The organism is Bacillus sp. JK62 (genome assembly GCF_053663455.1).
In genome coordinates this window covers 165,697-184,070 of record NZ_JBSJQA010000005.1, presented here as the reverse complement: position 1 = coordinate 184,070, position 18,374 = coordinate 165,697, and the positions used below count along the sequence as shown (strand labels likewise).

Below are 18,374 nucleotides of genomic sequence, written 5' to 3'. Positions count from 1 at the left end.
TTGTAGTTCACATTCACATAAAAAAAACGTACATAGGGGCATGTACGTTTGGGCAGTTTTTCATTATATATTCAGTTTCAGAATGCCTTTTTGCATGGCAATGGTGACGGCTTCCGTCCGCGAATCAGCGCCTAATTTGTTATAAATCGATGTTAATCTCGCTTTTACCGTCCGCTCTGAGATTCCTAAATCGAAGGCGATCGCTTTGCTTTTATGTCCTTTCGCAACGGCTTGCAGAACTATGATTTCCTTGTCCGTCAGCTGTGTTTCATTGGCATTTGCCCGTTCCATTTTCATTTCCCGGAAACGGCGCAAGATGTCCGGCTGCAGAAGCACTTCTCCCCTCACCGCCGCATCCATCGTATGAAATAAGGTTTCTGAGCTTGTGTCCTTCAGCAGATAACCGTTCGCGCCTGATTCGATGCCTTCTATCATCAGATGATCTTCATTATAGGTCGTCAAAATAATGATCGGCACATCAGAATGCTCTTTTATCTGTTTAATGGCTTCCAGCCCGCTCATTTCCGGCATGTACAGATCCATGAGAATGACATCGGGCTTTAGTTCCTCTGCAAGGCGGACGGCGGTTTTCCCGTTTTCCGCCTCTCCCGTTATGGTGTAATGGTCATTTGTTTCTATCAAAAGCTTCAGACCTTCTCTGACGACAAGATGGTCATCTGCTATTAACACTTTATACATGTTCCGCTTCTCCTTGAATTGGTATGATGATCTCAATTTGAGTTCCCGCTGCTCTGGCGCTTGTTATACGGAAAGTGCCATTCATCATATTGACGCGTTCTTGTATCCCAAGCAGCCCGTAATGTCCGCTTTTTCTCATTTCTGTTCCGGCATCAAAGCCTTTCCCGTCATCTTTGACGGTTATGCGGATCTGTCCCTCTTCTTCCTGAACGGACACCCAGACATTCTTGGCTTCTGCATGCTTGGCGGCGTTAGTCAGGCCTTCGCCGATCATGTAATGGCAATTCTCCGCCGTATGAACGTCAAGCACATGATACACGCTGTAATCTAAAAAACAAGACAGCCCGGAGGCTTCTGTAAAATGGTTGATTTGTTCAGTGATGCATTCTTTTAAGAACCCGATCTCTTCTGATTTGCTGCGAAGGTTGTCAATGGCCGAGCGCGCATCAGCCAATGTGCCCTTCACTCTGTCCATTGACTGGCTGATGATGTCTTTCGCTCTGTCAGTGTTACCCTTTGAAAGATGAACATGCACCGCTTCAAGCTGCATATGCAAACTGACCAGCCCTTGCGCAAGTGTATCGTGCAAGTCTCTCGCCATCCGCTGCCTCTCGTTTTGAAGCGTCAGCTGTTTCACTTGCCGGTGAGCGAGCTCTAATTTTTCAAGCGTCATCTGTGTTTTTATTTTTTCATCAACTTGTGCGAAAAATGTTGCCGCATACGTGATAATCACGATCATGATGGGAGCGGCGATAACGATGAAACGAAGCAGATGATGCGGATGCTCCTGGTGCAGGGCTGCTATGGACATTAAAATGAAAAGATAGAGTATGAGCAGCGTTTTGCCCTTATCCGCCATTCCGATAATCTGCCCGATTAAAAAGGCATAGAGACCGATGACCGCCGCGATATAGCCGCCGGTCATCAAGTTAGCCGATGTATATATGATAAATCCCTGTATGATGAAATAAAGAAACGTTTTTTTCTTGACCCAGCGATAGGAATGCCAGTGCAGCACGGCAAAAATGACGATCAATATCGTGAATAACAGCAGCAATAAAACCGTCCAGCTTTCATAAATGTACTGCAAAGAGACTGATGCGGCATATACCATAAAAATAAACGCCAGACCGGGCACCCGAAGCGCAAGCATATGCAATGAGCGTCTGTCACGGGAGACATAGTCTTCTTGATGTTTTGTACCAAACAATCTCTGTCCACTCCCTTTTAGCCGACCGGCCTCACGAGATTTTATTCTATTTGTCATCATACCATAAGTGCCTTCTTCTCACCTTCCCCTTCTGTCCTGCATGGCGGGTGAAAGAAAAAACAGCCTGCGGGATTGGTTATATATGGGCTTGCGTTCGGCTCATTGATCGGCCTGTTAAGCGCCAGCCGGATGATCTCGCGGAAGGGAACCAGGTTCGTTGCCCCGGTCAGCGTTCTGTTTGTTATCACTGGGATATTTGTCATCAGCGCAGGTTGTTTTTCCGCTTTCAAAAGCATCGTGTTTGCCGGACTTATCATCTACGGGATTAGGCTTCCTCTTTTTTGATGTACCGTCAGATTTCTTCTCTCTTTTTTCTTATAAACAAAATTTGTAAGACTAAAGTCCTTTTCTAAGGGGAAATTAACTACGTATTTCTAGAAAGGGAGGTTTAAAAGACATTATGGAAAAGCGAGAATTAGCGGCTCACGAGTCGCTTGACTTACATGAAATGATTAACTTCAAGACGCTTTGTGTAGCGAAATCCAAGCTCATGCAAGGACTTGTGTTTAATCAGGACCTGAAAACGTTAATGGAGAAAGATGTTCAGCAAGCCTCTCAAGACCTGGCTGATTTACAGGCGGTTTATGAACGGGCATCTTTTCAGGCTCCTGTTCCTCAAAACCGGCCGACTTCGATCATCAATTGAAAGGAAGGTAAGCATCATTGAATCATGACTATTTAGATCCAATCAATTCATTACACGTCCCTGAACTCGCAGATATGACATTCGCAATGGATTTTCTTTTACGGGCAAAAGAAGGCGTCAGAAATACCGCCGTCGCTTTAACAGAAACCGCTTCACCTGATGTAAGAGCTTTGCTGCGCAAACAGCTCATGCAGGGAATCGCGATGCATCAGGAAATTACCGACTTGATGGTCAGCAAAAAGTGGTTTCATCCGCATGATCTGAGCGAACAGTATAAACTGGATCAGCTCTCTGCGAAAAATACCCTCATGGTCGGAAACATGAACCTGTTTCCCGTTGAAACGAACAGAAAAGGGATGTTTGACCGCACACCTGATGAACACTAACACTGGAGGTATTACAGCATGAAGGCCGTAACGTATCAAGGAGTGAAAAACGTCGTAGTCAAAGACGTGCCTGATCCGAAGATTGAAAAACACGATGACATGATTATAAAAGTCACAAGTACGGCAATTTGCGGATCAGATTTACATTTAATCCACGGACTCATTCCGAACTTGCAGGAAGACTATATTATCGGGCATGAACCGATGGGCATCGTGGAAGAAACCGGTCCCGGCGTGACGAAAGTCAAAAAAGGCGACCGCGTCATTATTCCTTTTAATATTGCCTGCGGAGAATGCACTTATTGTAAAAATCACCTGGAAAGCCAATGTGATCAATCAAATGAAAACGGCGATATGGGCGCTTATTTCGGCTATTCAGGGAGTACCGGCGGCTATCCGGGCGGCCAGGCCGAATATTTGCGCGTCCCTTTTGCGAACTTTACCCATTTTAAAGTCCCCGAAACATGCGAAGAACCGGATGAGAAATTGAGTGTTATTGCCGATGCGATGACAACCGGTTTTTGGAGCGTTGACAATGCCGGCGTAAAAGCAGGCGATACGGTCATCGTTCTCGGCTGCGGGCCCGTGGGCCTTTTCGCTCAAAAATTCTGCTGGTTAAAGGGAGCGAAACGCGTAATAGCCGTAGACTATGTCAACTACCGTCTCCAGCATGCGAAACGGACGAATAAAGTGGAAATCGTGAACTTCGAAGACCACGAAAATACGGGCAGCTACCTGAAGGAAATCACCAAAGGCGGCGCTGATGTGGTTATTGACGCCGTCGGCATGGACGGAAAAATGACAGATCTGGAGTTCCTCGCCAGCGGATTAAAACTTCAAGGCGGGGCCATGAGCGCATTGGTCATCGCGTCCCAAGCGGTGCGAAAAGGCGGAACGATTCAGATTACGGGTGTGTACGGCGGCAGATACAACGGGTTTCCCCTTGGCGATATCATGCAGCGGAACGTCAATATCCGATCAGGACAAGCTCCGGTTATCCATTATATGCCGTATATGTTTGAACTGGTGTCAACCGGCAAAATTGATCCTGGCGATGTTGTAAGCCATGTCATTCCGCTCAGTGAAGCGAAGCACGGCTATGAGATGTTTGACACGAAAACAGATGATTGTATTAAAGTTGTACTCAAACCTTAGAGAACGGAGGCTACAGAAATGGCCAGCGCCTTACATGAATTACTCGAAATTCAGGAGATGGCTTCTTTTAAGTCACTTTGTCTGACGAAATCCAAAACCATGAAAGCGCTCGTATCCGATCCGCAGCTGAAAGAAATCATGCAGCAGGATGCGGATACATCAACAAGGCAATTGCAGGAATTTGCCTCGATTTTATCTGATGCAAAGCACGAATAGGAGATGAATAACGAATGAATCCGATTATGGAATACTTGACGGGGATGGATGCACTGACAGACCAAATTGTCGCTATGGATTTATTGAATTCGGCAAAAAGCGGAGTCAGAAACTATGCGATGGCGGCGACGGAAGCCGGAACGCCTGAAGTGAAAGCGATCCTCACCCGTCACTTAGAAGAAGCCATCGACATGCACGAGCAAATCTCACGCTATATGATGGAAAAAGGCTGGTATCATCCGTGGAACACAGATGAACAAGTCCGGTTTAATTTACAAAATATTGATACGGCGCTCCGCCTGCCCGTCCTATAAATGTTTTGCTGCTGAGACAGCACCTCTGGCTCAAGCTTCAACGAAACAGCTCTGCAGCTTCTCCAGCCTTTCTTCGGGCTGTTATTGGGGCTTGCAGCGGTGAATGCGTGCGTGGCAGCTGCCGGGCGTTCGCAAATAGAGCAGAGAAGGCAGAACAAATTGTTCTGCCTTTTTAATTATTCACGTAGCTTGAACTCCCTTAAACGCACTCATCACAAGATCATGCACATAGGAATCATTCACCTCATCACCTGTGATCAACAGGCGATAGAAAATCGGTCCGTAAATGAGATCGATGCTTACTTCAATATCAAGATTCTCTCTTAATTCACCTTTCTGAATTCCCTTTTCCAGAAGGCCTTTCGCTTGGAGGCGGCGGGGCTGGAAAAATCGCGTGCGATATTCTTCCGCCAATTTTGCATCCAGCTGTCCCGCACCGATTAATTCCTTAATAACGGTTCCTTCCCGGCTTGTCAAAAACTTTGCTAAATTTGCGGCGTGGATCAATATATCTTGCACTGTTGATCCTGTATCGGGCACAGGCAGTCTGTCCGTAGCGGTCGAAAGAAAGCTGTCCATGATAACGGCAGCCTTGTTTGACCACCATTTATAAATCGTTGCCTTACTCACTTTGGCACGCTCTGCAATTTTATCGACTGTCACCGCGTCAAAGCCATTTTCCAACAATAGGTCATAGGCAGCAGAAAGAATCGCCTTATGTGTTCCTTCATCACGCGGCCGTCCTCGTTTACTCTGCACATGAATCATTCCTTCCCGAATTATAAACGATACGTTCAGTATACTTAACATGATAAAAAAATAAAACAGAAGCCTATTTACAAAACTGAACGTTCAGTATATTATTTACTTATAAAAACTAAACGTACAGTTTAGTAAATACTCAACACTCCGCAAAACCTTAGCACTAAAAATCTATGGAGAGGAGATGAATCAGCAAAATATTTATCAAACCTCATAAAATCATTAAAAAGGAGTTCATTCATATGGCTAAAGAAAATAAACAAACAGCAGATCAGAGAATCTCAACCAGTTTAACCCTTCTTCTCGCAACGGCATGCGGTATCATTGTCGCTAATCTTTATTATGCACAGCCCTTGGCAGGATTCATTAGTGCGGCAATCGGGCTTTCTCCAAGCAGTGCCGGATTGATTGTCACGCTGACTCAAATCGGATACGTTGCCGGCCTACTGTTTCTCGTCCCTTTGGGAGATATTATCGAAAACAGAAAACTTGTCGTGGTATCGCTCCTACTAAGCGCAGCCGCTCTAACTCTGACAGCATGTGTGAAGCATGGAACACTGTTTTTAGCCGCTGCGTTTTTCATCGGACTGGGATCCATCGCAGCCCAAGTGCTAGTTCCGTTCGCATCATACCTTGCACCAGATGCCGCACGAGGCCGGGTTGTCGGCAATGTGATGAGCGGCCTGCTTCTCGGTATTATGCTTTCCCGTCCGATATCCAGTCTGGTCGCTGATATATGGGGGTGGAATGCCATATTTGCTTTATCCGCCGCGTTAAGTGTTGTCCTGGCAATCGTCTTATCAAAAGTGCTTCCTGCCAGAAAACCAACAGCAAACACAAGCTACACCGTCTTACTCGGTTCAATGTGGAAGCTGCTGCGCACGACTCCGGTCTTACGCCGCCGTGCCATTTATCATGCGTTTGTATTTGGAGCTTTCAGCTTATTCTGGACGACTGTACCTTTATTATTGTCCGGTCCTGCTTTTCATTTTTCTCAAAAGGCAATCGCGCTGTATGCATTAGCGGGCATTGCGGGTGCAGCGGCTGCACCGATAGGCGGCCGTCTGGCTGATCGCGGCTTGACCCGGCTTGCCACCGGAATCGCTCTCGGTGTTGTCATCGTTTCTTTATTACTCCCGCTCATGATTCAGAGCAGCTCCCCCGTCGGAATAGCAGTTCTGGTGGCCGCAGCTATCCTGTTGGATATGGGGGTATCTGCCAACCTCGTACTCAGTCAGCGTGCCATTTTTTCGTTGGCACCTGAATTCCGCAGCCGATTAAACGGATTATTCATGGCAATCTTCTTTCTGGGCGGCGCTGCAGGATCATCAATCGGAGGATGGGCATACGCCTCAGGCGGGTGGAGTATCACATTATGGATTGGAATCGCTTTTCCGGTCATAGCATTGCTTTATTTCACCACGGAGAAATAAGCCTTTCCCCAAAAATAAGCCGTCAGGACCAAGCTGACAGCTTTTTTTTGGTGTATTCTTCTTTACATCCATCCGAACAAAAAATCCGGATTCATGAAAAGATGATATTGATTCTTTACGCCCCGCTCATATAGCCGGACTTCCAATTCTTTCAGCAGCGGTAAAACCATGTCATAATATGTTAAGAAATAATTGCGCCATAGGCAGGTGAAACACATGAAGAAGTATTTATATAAACACCTTTTGTTAGCTCTGATTTCATCCGTTTGCTTTTTATTGGTCTTTTATGTGAGTTTAAAAGTGACACAAGAAGACACACCGCCGTTGTCTGACCGGTTTTACCTTTTTATTTATCTGTACATAGCAGCCGGATATTTGACGGTCGGCCTTGTTTCAGCTTGTATGACTGATATCTTGAAGAACCGCTGGACATTGAATAAAACGTCTTCCATTCTATTAAAACTAATCGTTTACTTACTCATACCGTATGCTATTTTTCATTCTTTCTTCATTTTAATGGCGCCGTTGATTTATGTGCTGTTTGAGTCGTTATTCATCCTGAGAAAAGCTTCATAATCAGAAAAAAACATACCGCATGCTGCCGGTATGTTTTTAAGGTATGGATCAATTTTTTGCAGTGATCCGCTTGATGTTTTCTTCCATCAAGCCGGAAATGAGCTGTTCGTTTGTATGCGGGATCTGTTTGAGCTGTTGTACGACCAGCCCTTGTCTTGCGGCTGAATGATTTTGACTCAGCTTCGCTTGCCCCTCTATTTTGCTGATTTTGATTTTAAAACCTTTTACCCCTTTGTTCATGCCTGCCAGCAATTTCGCATCGACATCCTCTAATTTGTACGGGCTGTCGGGGCTTTCGTATTTCAAGACGAGATCACTCATCGACTGCACGGTTTCTTCCTCATCCAAAAGCTCCGCCTCTCCGTAAACATGAACCGCCACATAATTCCATGTGGGAACAGCCTGATTCGTCTCATACCATTTAGGCGAGATATAACAATGAGGCCCTTGAAAAACGGCTAACACGTTTTGGCCATCAATCTCTTTCCATTGGGGGTTCGGCAATGCAAAATGACCGTATAAGCATTCGTTATCCTTACTCATCATCAATGGCAGGTGGGTTGCATACGGCATGCCTCCCGCCGTTGAAAACAATGCTGCGAAACCATACTCTTTGATTACATCGCACGCTTCAGCTTCACTCAGCTGAAATGGAGCCGGAATATACATACAAAACTCTCCTCTCTGAACATGGATTGATAAAGCGCTTTCCGCTATAATAAGATATCAACTGACATTTAAAAAGGTACAGTTTCAAATAAATACACATGTCAGAGGAGAATATCTGATGAAAAATATGATTTTCGCTTTCAGAAGCGGCACCCCGAAATATAAACAAATTTACGAGCAATTTAAAACATTGATTGAGCAGGGAAATATTCAGGCAGATGAGCGGCTGCCTTCGATTCGGGAGCTGGCGGATTCCCTGCGGGTAAGCCGCAATACAACGCTGATGGCTTATGATCTTCTTTTAGCGGAGGGATACATTCGCGGGGAAACACGCAAAGGTTATTTTGCAAATGAAGTAGAACCTTCTTTATTTCAAAAAGAAAACGATGTTGTTTACGCTAAGAAAACCGAATCAACTCAGCCGGCCCTGATTGATTTTCGCGCCGGAGCCGTCGATCAAAAGCATTTTCCTCTGAAAACATGGAGAAAATTATACAATCAAGTTTTGGCATCAGAGAAAAGCTTCCTTTACGGTGAACCGTTCGGCGAGAGAGACCTGCGTGAACAAATTGCCGCTTATCTCTTGGAATCACGCGGAGTGAAAACAGATGCGGATTCGGTTATCATCGGCAGCAGCACCCAGCAGATGCTGATATATCTCAGCCGGATTCTGAAAGAGGATTTTTCCGGAATTATCGTTGAAGACCCTGGGTTTGACGGGGCCAGAGCGGCATTTCAATTTCACGGGCTATCTATGGAAACGATGCCTGTCTATGAAAACGGAGCTGATTTTTCTCAATTGCATGCAATGAAAGAAAAATTAATCTATGTGACCCCATCCCATCACAGCCCTTACGGCGTAAGCATGTCCATTCAGCAGCGCCAAACACTGATCAATTGGGTGAATCATAGAGAGGGTTATATTCTTGAAGATGATTATGACAGTGAATTCCGTTATACACAGCAGCCGTTTCCCGCTCTTGCTTCCATTCAATCAGACCGGGTGATTTATTTAGGGAATTTCTCAAAATCCTTTCTACCGGGCATCCGCATAAGCTATATGGTTTTGCCGCAGCGCCTTTTGCACCGGTATAAAAAACGGTTTATTCATTTCGAAAGCACCGCTTCTTCGCTTAATCAGCTGACCATGGCTGAATTGATAAAGGCCGGTGAATGGACCCGCCATATTAAGCGCATGCGCACTGTCTACAAGCGTAAGATGCAGCACTTGACTTCACATATCAAGCAGCAGTTCGGCGATCAGGTGACGATCATCGGCGAGCAGTCGGGATTGTATATATTGGTGAGAGTTCACCTGAACTATACAGAAGAAACATTAATCGAACGCGCTTTTCAGTACGGAGTGAAGGTATATCCTACCGCCGTTTATTTCGTTGCCGGAAAGCCTGAACCGCCGATCATAAAGTTAGGTTTCGCCCATCTCGATACGGATCAGATCACACAGGGCGTACAGCTTTTGAGAAATGCTTGGCTGTCATGAAAGAAAAAAGGCGCCGAACGGCGCCTTTTTTTATCTTTTATTTCGTATTTCTTGTGAATTTCGGCAGTCCAAATATAATGGCGGCGATGCCGCAGATTCCGATTAAAACGGGATAGAAAGAGTATGGCAGGATGCTGACGGGTGAAATATTCCCGAATTTCCCGGCTGATAACAGCTGCGCGCCGTAAGGAATCAATCCTTGTATCATACACGAAAAGATATCCAGAATACTTGCCGATTTTCTGTTGTCGATGCTGAATTTATCAGCGATATTCTTTGCAATCGGCCCGGCTGCGATAATGGAGATCGTATTATTGGCCGCAGCCAGATTCGTCACGCTGACCAGTCCGGCAATGCCGGCTTCGGCGCCTTTTTTGGAACGGATTCGTTTCGTGATGAACTCCAGTAAAAAGTCGATCCCGCCGTTTTGTTTCATCACGCCGACCATCCCGCCGATCAGCATGGACAGGATGATCAGATCGCTCATTCCGGCGATTCCATCCGTAATCGCCTTAAAATAAGAGTCAAACGTCAGGCTGCCGCCCGCCAATCCGATGATCCCCGTCAAAACCAATCCGCCGAATATGACAGCCATCACATTAAAACCGATTAACGCAAAAACCAACACGGCGACATAAGGAAGCACCTTAATCCAGCTGTAAGATGCAGCGCCCGCATGGCCCGCGTGGCCTGCCGGAATAAAAAATAAGATAATAACCGTTAAAATAGCAGCGGGCAAAACAATCAGGAAGTTCGTTTTGAATTTATCCATCATTTGTGTTTTTTGCGTCCGGACTGACGCAATGGTCGTATCGGAAATAAAAGAAAGATTATCTCCGAACATAGCTCCGCCGACCACAGCTGCCATCGTAATCGCGCCGGAGATGCCAAGCTCTCCGCTCAGACCCGCGCTGATCGGCGCAACCGCCGCAATCGTGCCCATTGATGTTCCCATCGATATAGAAATAAAACAAGCAATGATAAACAGCCCCGGCAGCAAAAACTGCTGCGGAATAACGCTCAAAGCAAGATTGACAGTTGAATGCACCGCTCCCATCGCCTCAGCCGCTGAAGCAAAGGCACCTGCCAATATAAAAATCATAACCATAATGATAATATCAGGATGTCCCGCACCGGAAGCGAACCATTCTATTTTTTGATTGAGCGATTTCTTCCGGTTAAATAACAGCGCAAAAGCTGACGCAATGATCGCGGCAATCAAGATCGGCAATTTATAAAAATCTCCGGTCACCAGACCAGAGCCGACAAAAAGCCCTACGAATAAGACTAAAGGCAATAACGCCCAAGGATTCTTATGATTGTTCATCTGGGTAAACCACCTCTTTTCAGCATTAAAGTCGCTAATCACAGTCTAAGCAACATTTCACACTTTAAAAGTCTGCAGTAAAAAAGTCAAGCTAAAAAAAGGATAAGTAATGTTTGATAAGATAGAAAAAGCTGTTTTGTTTCCTCTCTTTAGAAAATAAAAAAACCAAGGCTCGTTTCCCTTGGTACATTTCATGCGGCCCGGCGCCCGGGACACCTTCTCTTCATTCAGAAATACATTCAGCTTTCAATCTGTTTTTAAGTTTCGCTTCATTTTCCAGGATATCTTCGTAATCCTCAATCTTCCTGTTTAATCGTTTTATAGTTTCATCAATTTCCCTCTGTTTCTCCGTCAGCCTTTTCCTTTCATTTATAAGGATGTTTTTTCGGGGTTCGATCGTATGATCGGCTCCTTCAATAAATAAAGCGGTATATTCAATCAGCGCCTCAATCGACAGCCCGGCACTTCTCATGCATTTTATAAATTGAATCCAATTCACATCATCTTCGTCATAATCGCGGATGCCGCTTTCATCGCGTTTTACCGGAGGAATCAGTCCTATACTTTCATAATACCTAAGCGTCGCGGCTGATAACTCAACCTGCTTTGCAGCCTGCGCAATCTTCATATTCTTACCACCCATCCTTCATACCTTTCATAAGCGTGCCATTATAGAATATCATTTCATAGAAAAATAAACCAAACCCCTTGACTTAAAGTCCGCTTTAACATTTAAAGTAAAACCGAACAGAGGATTCATCACTTTATCTTGGAGAGGAAGATAACCATGTGCAATAATCATCCGACTCGTGTATTAAGCGCTCCGCATGCAAAAGCTAAATTTGAGCGGACGACGATTGAGAGAAGAGCATTACGGCCGCACGATATCCTGATTGATATTAAGTACAGCGGGATTTGTCACTCAGACATCCACAGCGCATTCGATGAATGGGGCGGCGGAATCTTTCCGATGGTTCCCGGCCATGAAATTGCCGGAGTTGTGGAAGCCGTAGGTGAAGAAGTCACCACATTTGCCGCCGGCGACCGTGTGGGTGTCGGCTGTTTTGTAGACTCCTGCGGGGAATGTGAATACTGCCTGAACGGAGACGAACAATATTGCACAAAAGGCGTTGTTCAGACCTATAATAACCTGGACTACGACGGAAATCCTACGTACGGAGGCTACAGCCAGAAAATAGTTGTCACTGACAGATTCGTTGTCCGTATTCCCGATCAGCTGGATTTGGATGCTGCCAGTCCGCTATTGTGCGCGGGCATTACCACCTATTCTCCGCTGAAACACTGGAATGCCGGTCCCGGCAAAAAAGTGGCGATTGTCGGAATGGGCGGGCTCGGACATTTAGCCGTTCAATTCGCGCACGCTTTAGGCGCAGAGGTCACCGTCCTCAGCCGCTCAATGAACAAAAAAGACGAAGCGCTTGAATTTGGAGCTGATCATTACTTTGCGACAAGCGATCCGAATACATTCACTGAGCTGGCCGGACGATTTGATCTTATTTTAAATACAGTATCCGCGAACCTTGACGTAGATGCCTACTTATCCCTGCTTCGCATTGACGGTACATTGGTAAATGTGGGAGCGCCCGCTAAGCCGGACTCATACAGTGTGTTCTCCTTAATCACGGGCCGCCGCAGCATTGCGGGTTCACTCGTCGGCGGTATTCCGCAGACTCAGGAGATGCTTGATTTCGCCGCCGAGCACGGCATTGCTCCTAAAATTGAAGTGATACCGGCCGATCAAGTTAACGAAGCGTACGAACGGGTTCTCCAAAGCGATGTCCGCTACCGTTTCGTCATTGATATTGCAACTTTATAATTCTCATAAAAAACATACCAATATCTATTGGTATGTTTTTTTCAGCGCAGATTATTTTTTATTTCAGCAGCCATCCGGGCACCGCTTTTATATAAACCAATTCACCTATCAATTCAACAATCGTCTGAGTGACGATAACAGCGGCGGCTAATGAGGCCCAAGCATCCGGCAAGGCCAGTGCTAACGGAAGGACTGCGAGAGAATTTCTTGTGCCCGTGCTGAAGATCAATGCTCTTCCTTCACCTGTATCCAGACGGAACGCATATGCGATAAAACGGGAGACAAACGGCATAATGAGCAGGAATAACAGATAGATCGGAATCACACGTATAATGATGTCAGCATCACTGATGACTTTGCCGATTTGTGTGGCGACGACCGCCAATAAGACCAGAGCCATAAAAGGAACAGGCAGCCACGCCGTCCATTCCAACACCTTTTCTCCCGCCGGCTTCTTATCAGCCCATAGTTGAGTCATCACCGCCGCCAGCAGCGGCACCCCTATTAACAATAAGAATGCTTCCAGAAACGGTCCCGCATGAACAGTCCCTATTACTTCTTTCCCGATAAACAGCCACAGGTATAACGGAAGCAATACCATCTGAACGGCGAACAAAACCGGCGTGGAAGCCAGTATTAATCTCTCATTTCCTTTGCCGAGCTGAGTAAAGACGATGACGTAATCAATACAAGGTGTAAGCAATACCAAACAAACCCCTGATAATATAGGAGGAGATTGAGGAAAAATAGCGGTTAACGCCCATACAACGACAGGTACAGCTAAGAAATTACCGATCAGTAAAGCCGCCATAAACTTAAGATTTGACATGGCTTCCCTCAGCTTCAAGAATGGGATTTGGGCAAACATGGCATACATGAGAACAGCGATAAGCGGTGATATCGTCCATCCCCAGCGAAGTCCTGAATCTTTCCCGGCGATCCCCGCTATTCCGCCGATCACAAGAGTCACACCATATATCCAAATTTGCTGTTTTTCTAATGTCTCTCTGGTTATTTTCATTGGCTGACACCTCTTCTCCGCCCATTATACCTTCTTTTCTGCCGCTCTTGCATTAAGGTCCTGCCGGAATTAAAAAACACCAAGGGTCTGTGACACTTGGTGTTATTGGAACGCGGCCGAGAGATACGGGTTGAGAACCGTTAATTCTTGTAAATAACCCCCAAAAAGTATTTTTGGCGTACTGTTCCTTATCGAATAAAAGCATTCTCTTTCATTTCCAAAGCATCATCCAGCCATCTCGGGTGCATCGGCAAGAGATGTTCAGGTAATTCATGGATATCAAAATATCTGATTTCCATGGCTTCCTCTGTGGACTCTTTCAAAGTGCCGCCGATGACGTCACATTGAAAACAATTGGTAATAAAATGGCTGACTCTGCCGTCAGGGTATATAAAGGTTTGTGAACTCGGATCAGAATAAACGCCTATCATTTTAGAGACTTTCACCACTAATCCAGTTTCCTCCTCTATTTCTCTTATAATTGCTTGTTCAACTGTTTCACCAGGTTCCACATGGCCTGAAGGAATGCCCCATAAACCATTATCAGCACGCTTCATTAATAAAACGGAACTTGATTCTTTCATTATAATTCCAGCGACTCCGGCTTTCACTTGTTCTGTCCATTGGAAATCCGGTTTTTTCCGTACTTCTGCCTTTATTTCATTATCGAACAAGTCTTTCAGATCGCGGATCACAACATCCGGATTTCTAAAATCATGTTTTGCAGGAAATAAAGTATGTTGATCAGAAACTAATACGGAAGTTATGCCTATTTGGTTTGCTCCGACAATATCTGTTTCAGGCGTATCCCCGATCATAACGCATCTCTCTTTATCCTCAAAAGGCTCTAGTACTTTTTCAAATATTGAAGACGCCGGTTTTCCAATTATCATCGGCTCTTTAGCAGCTGCTGTTTTAACAGCCGCGACTATAGCGCCTGTCGCGGGAGCTGGTCCGTTAGCGGCAGGAAATGTTTTATCCCCGTTTGCAGCGATAAATGAAGCCCCGCAGCGGATGAGGTTTACTGCCTTATGCACATCCTGAAATGTAATATTTTGATCCCATCCAATGACAACAGCCTCCGCCTGATCTTCCGTAAGATCAATACCGGCCTTTTGAATTTCACTTTTAAGTTGGTCATTTCCCAATATATATGCCTTCTTTATTCCTTCACTGACAAGGTAATCAGCTGTTGCCCACCCCGCAGTAAACACTTCACCAATACTTGCTGAAATCCCCAGTTTATGAAGGCGTTTCACAATCGTTTCTCTTGTAACACAAGGATCATTCGTTAAAAAGCGAATGGCTTTCTTTTCTTCACGGAGTCGTTTTAAAGAGGCCACAGCTCCTGGTAAAGCTTTATCTCCTATATATATCACTCCGTCTAAATCAAATAAAAATACATCATAATTCTTGGAAATCATCGTAACACTCCTTAAGCGGTTGTCTCTTGGTTAATAGTTGAGCGATACGCAAAATGATTTGTAGGGCCTTGTCCTTTCCCGATTCCTAAGGGATGTTTAATGGCTGCTGAAATGAATTCCTTTCCAGTTGCCACTGATTCCGGTATGCTGTGCTGCTTTGCCAGCTCTGCAGTTATCACAGCTGAAAATGTACATCCTGTTCCATGAGTATGCTTTGTATCAAAGCGGGGAGAAACAAATTCCTCGAAGTCCTCGTCAAAGTACAAAATATCACGGGCTTCTCCGTTCAGGTGCCCCCCTTTTACGACAGCACTTTTCGCCCCGTATACCTCCACTATTTCTTTCGCCGCATCACGCATCTGCTGTACAGTCTCGATTGATTTGCCGATGATTACTTCCGCTTCCGGAATGTTCGGTGTAATAACAGTTGTTTGGGGTATTAATAATTTCTTCAAATGATCAAGGGCGTCCTTATGGAGCAGATGATGTCCGCTTTTAGCAATCATAACCGGATCCATCACATACGATTGAATATTTGCGTCTTTTAACTTTTCTGCCAGCAATTCAATAATTCCTATACTTGCAAGCATACCGGTTTTGACAGCATCCGGTTTTATATCATCCATGACACAGTCTATTTGCTGAGATATATTCTGAAGAGACATCTCCTCAAAACTTTTCACACCAAGTGTGTTTTGTGCAACAACTGATGTAATAACAGCCATTCCATATACCTTTTGTTCCTGAAATGTTTTTAAATCCGCATGAATTCCCGCCCCTCCGGAAGGATCAGTCCCAGCAATCGAAAGCGCTTTATAAATATCCTTCAACTTACACTCCTCCTTCAGGCAGGTTTCACTGCTTTAAAAATGACAAAAGGCGGATATTCCTTTTCACATTTCCAATTATTAAATTGAAACTCTTTCTCTATGGCTTTTACATGCTCTTGGTCAATATCGTTTAACGTTGGTTCTGATAAAGTTACATTTTCAAAACCTGCATGAGTTAATAGTTTATAATACATTGACTTCGGCCAATGAAAATCATTTAAAATTAAATCTGCTTGTCCCGGAACATGGAGCCATTCATTTCTTTCTTCTCCGTAAGAATATTCTTTCCCCGGTATTCCATTGCGGAAGGTTGAAAATTCAATCCCGGTTGAATCAGGATTCGTATCGAGTATGACAAATGAAGCTCCTGGTTTTAACACACGAAAAATTTCATTTATGATACCTTTGATACGCTGGTCACTATCCGTATTAATAAAAACATAACAGGCCATTGCAGCATCAACCGAGTGATCTGGTAAGAAGGAAAGATTATCGTGTTCAATTAAATGATAGTCCACATGAGGATGTTGTCTTTTTGCCTTTGCTATATCTAACATCTTCCTTGATTCATCGACTGCGATCACATTGCAGCCTATTCTGTCAGCCAGCCTATAAGCTACCTTTCCCGGACCGCATCCGAAATCCAGCACCTTTTTAATCTCCGCTTTATCAAAAGTACGAAAAACAAACTCAAAACCTAACGTTTGTTCTAAAACGTCATTATAAGCATCGAATTTACCAGCAACACTGTCTTCTTTCCATGAAGTTTTCATTGAATTTCCTCCTTTTGCTCAATTGAGAAATAATGAGACCACTTATTCCTGACGAAAAATTGATATATAGGAAGTAAACTTTGAAATAGAGAATGACCCATATCCCGTTTATATGCAATATGCTGGTATATACTGAAAAGGAAAAGAATCTGTTTCCAGTAATCAGGTAAATCGAGCATTTCAATATCGTTTTTAGTCATAGAAATTTGATCTTTCCTAAGTAATTCTTCATACTTTAAGACTGTTTCAATGGACGGCCAGTTATTTCCCTCAGGCATTTTCGGAAATTCAAATTCCGGAATATCATGGTGATTTTCAGCTTCTTCAAGCACCGTTTTCGCCCATTCATGATCTGAATCATAAATATGGATTGATCCCGCATTATGAAAATATTCTCCGACTTCTAAACGCAGTTCTCTGGCCATTAATTCCTGCATGAAGGTAAATGAGAAAAGATCACTGATCATCCCGCGAAAAGCATCATTTGCACGCATGACAGAAGACATGTATAATTCGCCTTCCCTCACAAAAAACTGCAAACCGATTGTGCAGGAAACATCTATATTTTCTGAAACGAAGAGTTCCGAAGCATCGAATATTTGAATAAATGCCCTTTTTGAATCAATATCTTCTTGTGTCAAAAGATTTTTTATTCTATTCCATTGATTTAGTTTTGCATTTCCGAATTCAAATATTTTAGGCCCATACGCAGTGCCTGTTAATGTTTTTTTATTCATTGAATATGAAGGCATTTTTTTATTGTAATAACTGATAAAATCTAAGTCGTTACTCCCCGATAAATACCATAACACTTCAGCAAAATTAAACACGATATTGGTTTTTCTTGAGGATAAATAAGTGACACGTTCTATTGGATTTTCCAGAGTCAGATGGTAGTTCAATTGTTCTCTGCTTTTTTGTCCGCGCGGTGAATTGAAAAATTCAGGGTTGTGATAGATGTCATACAGCGTTTCCGTATATGCTTCATGAAAAGTTCTCTTTCTCATTGAGATTCCGCCTTATATGCTGCAAAGATATTTTTAATGTTCTCTAATAAATCATCTGTATCTTTATAGCTGATGTACTCAACATCCGCCACTGCATTTAACCCTTGAATTAAGAAAGCATAATCCTTGTCCTTTTCTAGAAATAGCACGATCTTTTTTTTCAAGGCAGAAGCCCATCCAATTTCTATATGTGTTCCGGGAGAAGCGGGTGATCCGGGGAATGCTGCAAAAAGGTCGCAAGTGCTTATTTCATCAAAATCAATTTTAGTGCATTGAAGGGGTGTCATGAAATCTTTCCCCCACCCTTCCCGCTTGTGAGCATTATGAACCAGCCATCCTTCATTCTCAAAAAAGGAAATTAATGATTCCAGCTTTCCCCTCTCATACGTACTCATCAATCCAGTTTTCTCATCTACTAAACTTTTAAAAGGCCCTGCCAGAAAAACTTTTTTCGTCGCCACTTCATATCACCCTTTCAAAATAAATAAAGCCACTTTCCTCTATGGAAAGTGGCTTAAATATAGATAA

General features: G+C 44.2%; 21 protein-coding genes and 1 pseudogene. 10 read left to right on the top strand and 12 right to left on the bottom strand.

Annotation, left to right across the window (positions count from 1 at the left end):
• Window positions 1–63 precede the first annotated feature (63 nt).
• On the bottom strand, window positions 64–699 hold the full coding sequence (locus ACWJJ4_RS13440) for a response regulator transcription factor (RefSeq protein ID WP_014304442.1): 636 nt from the start codon (window positions 697–699) through the stop codon (window positions 64–66).
• Window positions 692–1,852, bottom strand: coding sequence for a sensor histidine kinase (locus ACWJJ4_RS13435; protein ID WP_181445539.1), 1,161 nt, complete (start codon window positions 1,850–1,852; stop codon window positions 692–694). Before ACWJJ4_RS13435 ends, ACWJJ4_RS13440 begins: the two co-directional genes overlap by 8 nt.
• A 517-nt stretch (window positions 1,853–2,369) precedes the next feature.
• On the opposite strand from ACWJJ4_RS13435, the gene ACWJJ4_RS13430 reads away from it, so the two are divergent.
• The 6 genes and pseudogenes from ACWJJ4_RS13430 to ACWJJ4_RS13405 all read left to right on the top strand — a co-directional run.
• Entirely contained in the window at window positions 2,370–2,615 is a 246-nt protein-coding gene (locus ACWJJ4_RS13430; protein WP_101562767.1) for a spore gernimation protein GerQ, read from the top strand.
• 17 nt (window positions 2,616–2,632) lie between these two features.
• Window positions 2,633–3,001: a spore coat protein gene (locus ACWJJ4_RS13425; protein WP_070081429.1), complete on the top strand. Its 369-nt coding sequence runs from the start codon at window positions 2,633–2,635 to the stop codon at window positions 2,999–3,001.
• 18 nt (window positions 3,002–3,019) lie between these two features.
• Window positions 3,020–4,156, top strand: coding sequence for a zinc-dependent alcohol dehydrogenase (locus ACWJJ4_RS13420; protein WP_003156072.1), 1,137 nt, complete (start codon window positions 3,020–3,022; stop codon window positions 4,154–4,156).
• Window positions 4,157–4,174: 18 nt separating this feature from the next.
• Complete coding sequence (locus ACWJJ4_RS13415; RefSeq protein WP_003156073.1) at window positions 4,175–4,372, top strand: hypothetical protein; 198 nt, start codon at window positions 4,175–4,177, stop codon at window positions 4,370–4,372.
• A 14-nt stretch (window positions 4,373–4,386) separates the two neighbouring features.
• Window positions 4,387–4,686, top strand: a complete 300-nt coding sequence (locus ACWJJ4_RS13410) for a spore coat protein (protein ID WP_016937108.1) — start codon at window positions 4,387–4,389, stop codon at window positions 4,684–4,686.
• A gap of 51 nt (window positions 4,687–4,737) precedes the next feature.
• Window positions 4,738–4,815 (top strand): annotated as a pseudogene (locus ACWJJ4_RS13405) (hypothetical protein); the annotation flags it as partial.
• Between the two features lie 51 nt (window positions 4,816–4,866).
• Here the strand turns inward: ACWJJ4_RS13405 and ACWJJ4_RS13400 are convergent.
• Complete coding sequence (locus tag ACWJJ4_RS13400) at window positions 4,867–5,445, bottom strand: TetR/AcrR family transcriptional regulator (RefSeq protein WP_102422381.1); 579 nt, start codon at window positions 5,443–5,445, stop codon at window positions 4,867–4,869.
• Window positions 5,446–5,690: 245 nt separating this feature from the next.
• Between ACWJJ4_RS13400 and ACWJJ4_RS13395 the strand changes: the two genes are divergently transcribed.
• A complete protein-coding gene (locus tag ACWJJ4_RS13395; protein ID WP_454021693.1) occupies window positions 5,691–6,881 on the top strand; it encodes an MFS transporter in 1,191 nt (396 codons plus the stop codon).
• Window positions 6,882–7,097: 216 nt separating this feature from the next.
• A complete protein-coding gene (locus ACWJJ4_RS13390) occupies window positions 7,098–7,457 on the top strand; it encodes a hypothetical protein (RefSeq protein ID WP_166706381.1) in 360 nt (119 codons plus the stop codon).
• Window positions 7,458–7,505: 48 nt separating this feature from the next.
• Here the strand turns inward: ACWJJ4_RS13390 and ACWJJ4_RS13385 are convergent, their stop codons facing one another.
• Window positions 7,506–8,126 carry an FMN-binding negative transcriptional regulator gene (locus tag ACWJJ4_RS13385; protein WP_239808612.1) on the bottom strand — a complete coding sequence of 207 codons (621 nt, stop codon included), beginning with the start codon at window positions 8,124–8,126 and terminating at the stop codon, window positions 7,506–7,508.
• 118 nt (window positions 8,127–8,244) lie between these two features.
• On the opposite strand from ACWJJ4_RS13385, the gene pdxR reads away from it, so the two are divergent.
• The gene (gene pdxR / locus ACWJJ4_RS13380; protein ID WP_454021692.1) at window positions 8,245–9,627 is read left to right on the top strand and encodes a MocR-like pyridoxine biosynthesis transcription factor PdxR; all 1,383 of its coding nucleotides are present in this window, start codon (window positions 8,245–8,247) and stop codon (window positions 9,625–9,627) included.
• Between the two features lie 37 nt (window positions 9,628–9,664).
• Here the strand turns inward: pdxR and ACWJJ4_RS13375 are convergent, their stop codons facing one another.
• Together ACWJJ4_RS13375 and ACWJJ4_RS13370 are read right to left on the bottom strand one after the other, a co-directional pair.
• Window positions 9,665–10,954: a Na+/H+ antiporter NhaC family protein gene (locus ACWJJ4_RS13375; RefSeq protein ID WP_077721859.1), complete on the bottom strand. Its 1,290-nt coding sequence runs from the start codon at window positions 10,952–10,954 to the stop codon at window positions 9,665–9,667.
• Between the two features lie 223 nt (window positions 10,955–11,177).
• Window positions 11,178–11,582, bottom strand: a complete 405-nt coding sequence (locus ACWJJ4_RS13370) for a MerR family transcriptional regulator (protein ID WP_007409338.1) — start codon at window positions 11,580–11,582, stop codon at window positions 11,178–11,180.
• Between the two features lie 159 nt (window positions 11,583–11,741).
• On the opposite strand from ACWJJ4_RS13370, the gene ACWJJ4_RS13365 reads away from it, so the two are divergent.
• A complete protein-coding gene (locus ACWJJ4_RS13365; protein ID WP_367069567.1) occupies window positions 11,742–12,791 on the top strand; it encodes an NAD(P)-dependent alcohol dehydrogenase in 1,050 nt (349 codons plus the stop codon).
• A gap of 58 nt (window positions 12,792–12,849) precedes the next feature.
• Here the strand turns inward: ACWJJ4_RS13365 and ACWJJ4_RS13360 are convergent, their stop codons facing one another.
• From ACWJJ4_RS13360 to ACWJJ4_RS13335, 6 genes are all read right to left on the bottom strand, one after another.
• Window positions 12,850–13,812, bottom strand: coding sequence for an arsenic resistance protein (locus ACWJJ4_RS13360; protein ID WP_182069730.1), 963 nt, complete (start codon window positions 13,810–13,812; stop codon window positions 12,850–12,852).
• 188 nt (window positions 13,813–14,000) lie between these two features.
• Window positions 14,001–15,236: an HAD-IIA family hydrolase gene (locus ACWJJ4_RS13355; protein ID WP_326375111.1), complete on the bottom strand. Its 1,236-nt coding sequence runs from the start codon at window positions 15,234–15,236 to the stop codon at window positions 14,001–14,003.
• 11 nt (window positions 15,237–15,247) lie between these two features.
• Window positions 15,248–16,066 (bottom strand): bifunctional hydroxymethylpyrimidine kinase/phosphomethylpyrimidine kinase, encoded by an 819-nt coding sequence (gene thiD / locus ACWJJ4_RS13350; protein WP_454021691.1) that lies wholly within the window; start codon window positions 16,064–16,066, stop codon window positions 15,248–15,250.
• Between the two features lie 14 nt (window positions 16,067–16,080).
• The gene (locus ACWJJ4_RS13345; RefSeq protein ID WP_014417013.1) at window positions 16,081–16,839 is read right to left on the bottom strand and encodes a class I SAM-dependent methyltransferase; all 759 of its coding nucleotides are present in this window, start codon (window positions 16,837–16,839) and stop codon (window positions 16,081–16,083) included.
• On the bottom strand, window positions 16,836–17,846 hold the full coding sequence (locus tag ACWJJ4_RS13340; RefSeq protein ID WP_454021690.1) for a thymidylate synthase: 1,011 nt from the start codon (window positions 17,844–17,846) through the stop codon (window positions 16,836–16,838). The genes ACWJJ4_RS13345 and ACWJJ4_RS13340 overlap by 4 nt, the downstream gene beginning before the upstream one ends.
• Window positions 17,843–18,307, bottom strand: coding sequence for a TIR domain-containing protein (locus ACWJJ4_RS13335; protein WP_014417011.1), 465 nt, complete (start codon window positions 18,305–18,307; stop codon window positions 17,843–17,845). The genes ACWJJ4_RS13340 and ACWJJ4_RS13335 overlap by 4 nt, the downstream gene beginning before the upstream one ends.
• Window positions 18,308–18,374: the final 67 nt, after the last annotated feature.

Bases quoted from the DNA above. Each gene is read 5' to 3' on its own strand.
- ACWJJ4_RS13440 (WP_014304442.1), bottom strand. From the start codon at position 699: ATGTATAAAGTGTTAATAGCAGATGACCATCTTGTCGTCAGAGAAGGT.
- ACWJJ4_RS13435 (WP_181445539.1), bottom strand. From the start codon at position 1,852: ATGCTTGCGCTTCGGGTGCCCGGTCTGGCGTTTATTTTTATGGTATAT.
- ACWJJ4_RS13430 (WP_101562767.1), top strand. From the start codon at position 2,370: ATGGAAAAGCGAGAATTAGCGGCTCACGAGTCGCTTGACTTACATGAA.
- ACWJJ4_RS13420 (WP_003156072.1), top strand. From the start codon at position 3,020: ATGAAGGCCGTAACGTATCAAGGAGTGAAAAACGTCGTAGTCAAAGAC.
- ACWJJ4_RS13415 (WP_003156073.1), top strand. From the start codon at position 4,175: ATGGCCAGCGCCTTACATGAATTACTCGAAATTCAGGAGATGGCTTCT.
- ACWJJ4_RS13410 (WP_016937108.1), top strand. From the start codon at position 4,387: ATGAATCCGATTATGGAATACTTGACGGGGATGGATGCACTGACAGAC.
- ACWJJ4_RS13395 (WP_454021693.1), top strand. From the start codon at position 5,691: ATGGCTAAAGAAAATAAACAAACAGCAGATCAGAGAATCTCAACCAGT.
- ACWJJ4_RS13390 (WP_166706381.1), top strand. From the start codon at position 7,098: ATGAAGAAGTATTTATATAAACACCTTTTGTTAGCTCTGATTTCATCC.
- ACWJJ4_RS13385 (WP_239808612.1), bottom strand. From the start codon at position 8,126: ATGTATATTCCGGCTCCATTTCAGCTGAGTGAAGCTGAAGCGTGCGAT.
- pdxR (WP_454021692.1), top strand. From the start codon at position 8,245: ATGAAAAATATGATTTTCGCTTTCAGAAGCGGCACCCCGAAATATAAA.
- ACWJJ4_RS13375 (WP_077721859.1), bottom strand. From the start codon at position 10,954: ATGAACAATCATAAGAATCCTTGGGCGTTATTGCCTTTAGTCTTATTC.
- ACWJJ4_RS13370 (WP_007409338.1), bottom strand. From the start codon at position 11,582: ATGAAGATTGCGCAGGCTGCAAAGCAGGTTGAGTTATCAGCCGCGACG.
- ACWJJ4_RS13365 (WP_367069567.1), top strand. From the start codon at position 11,742: ATGTGCAATAATCATCCGACTCGTGTATTAAGCGCTCCGCATGCAAAA.
- ACWJJ4_RS13360 (WP_182069730.1), bottom strand. From the start codon at position 13,812: ATGAAAATAACCAGAGAGACATTAGAAAAACAGCAAATTTGGATATAT.
- ACWJJ4_RS13355 (WP_326375111.1), bottom strand. From the start codon at position 15,236: ATGATTTCCAAGAATTATGATGTATTTTTATTTGATTTAGACGGAGTG.
- ACWJJ4_RS13345 (WP_014417013.1), bottom strand. From the start codon at position 16,839: ATGAAAACTTCATGGAAAGAAGACAGTGTTGCTGGTAAATTCGATGCT.
- ACWJJ4_RS13340 (WP_454021690.1), bottom strand. From the start codon at position 17,846: ATGAGAAAGAGAACTTTTCATGAAGCATATACGGAAACGCTGTATGAC.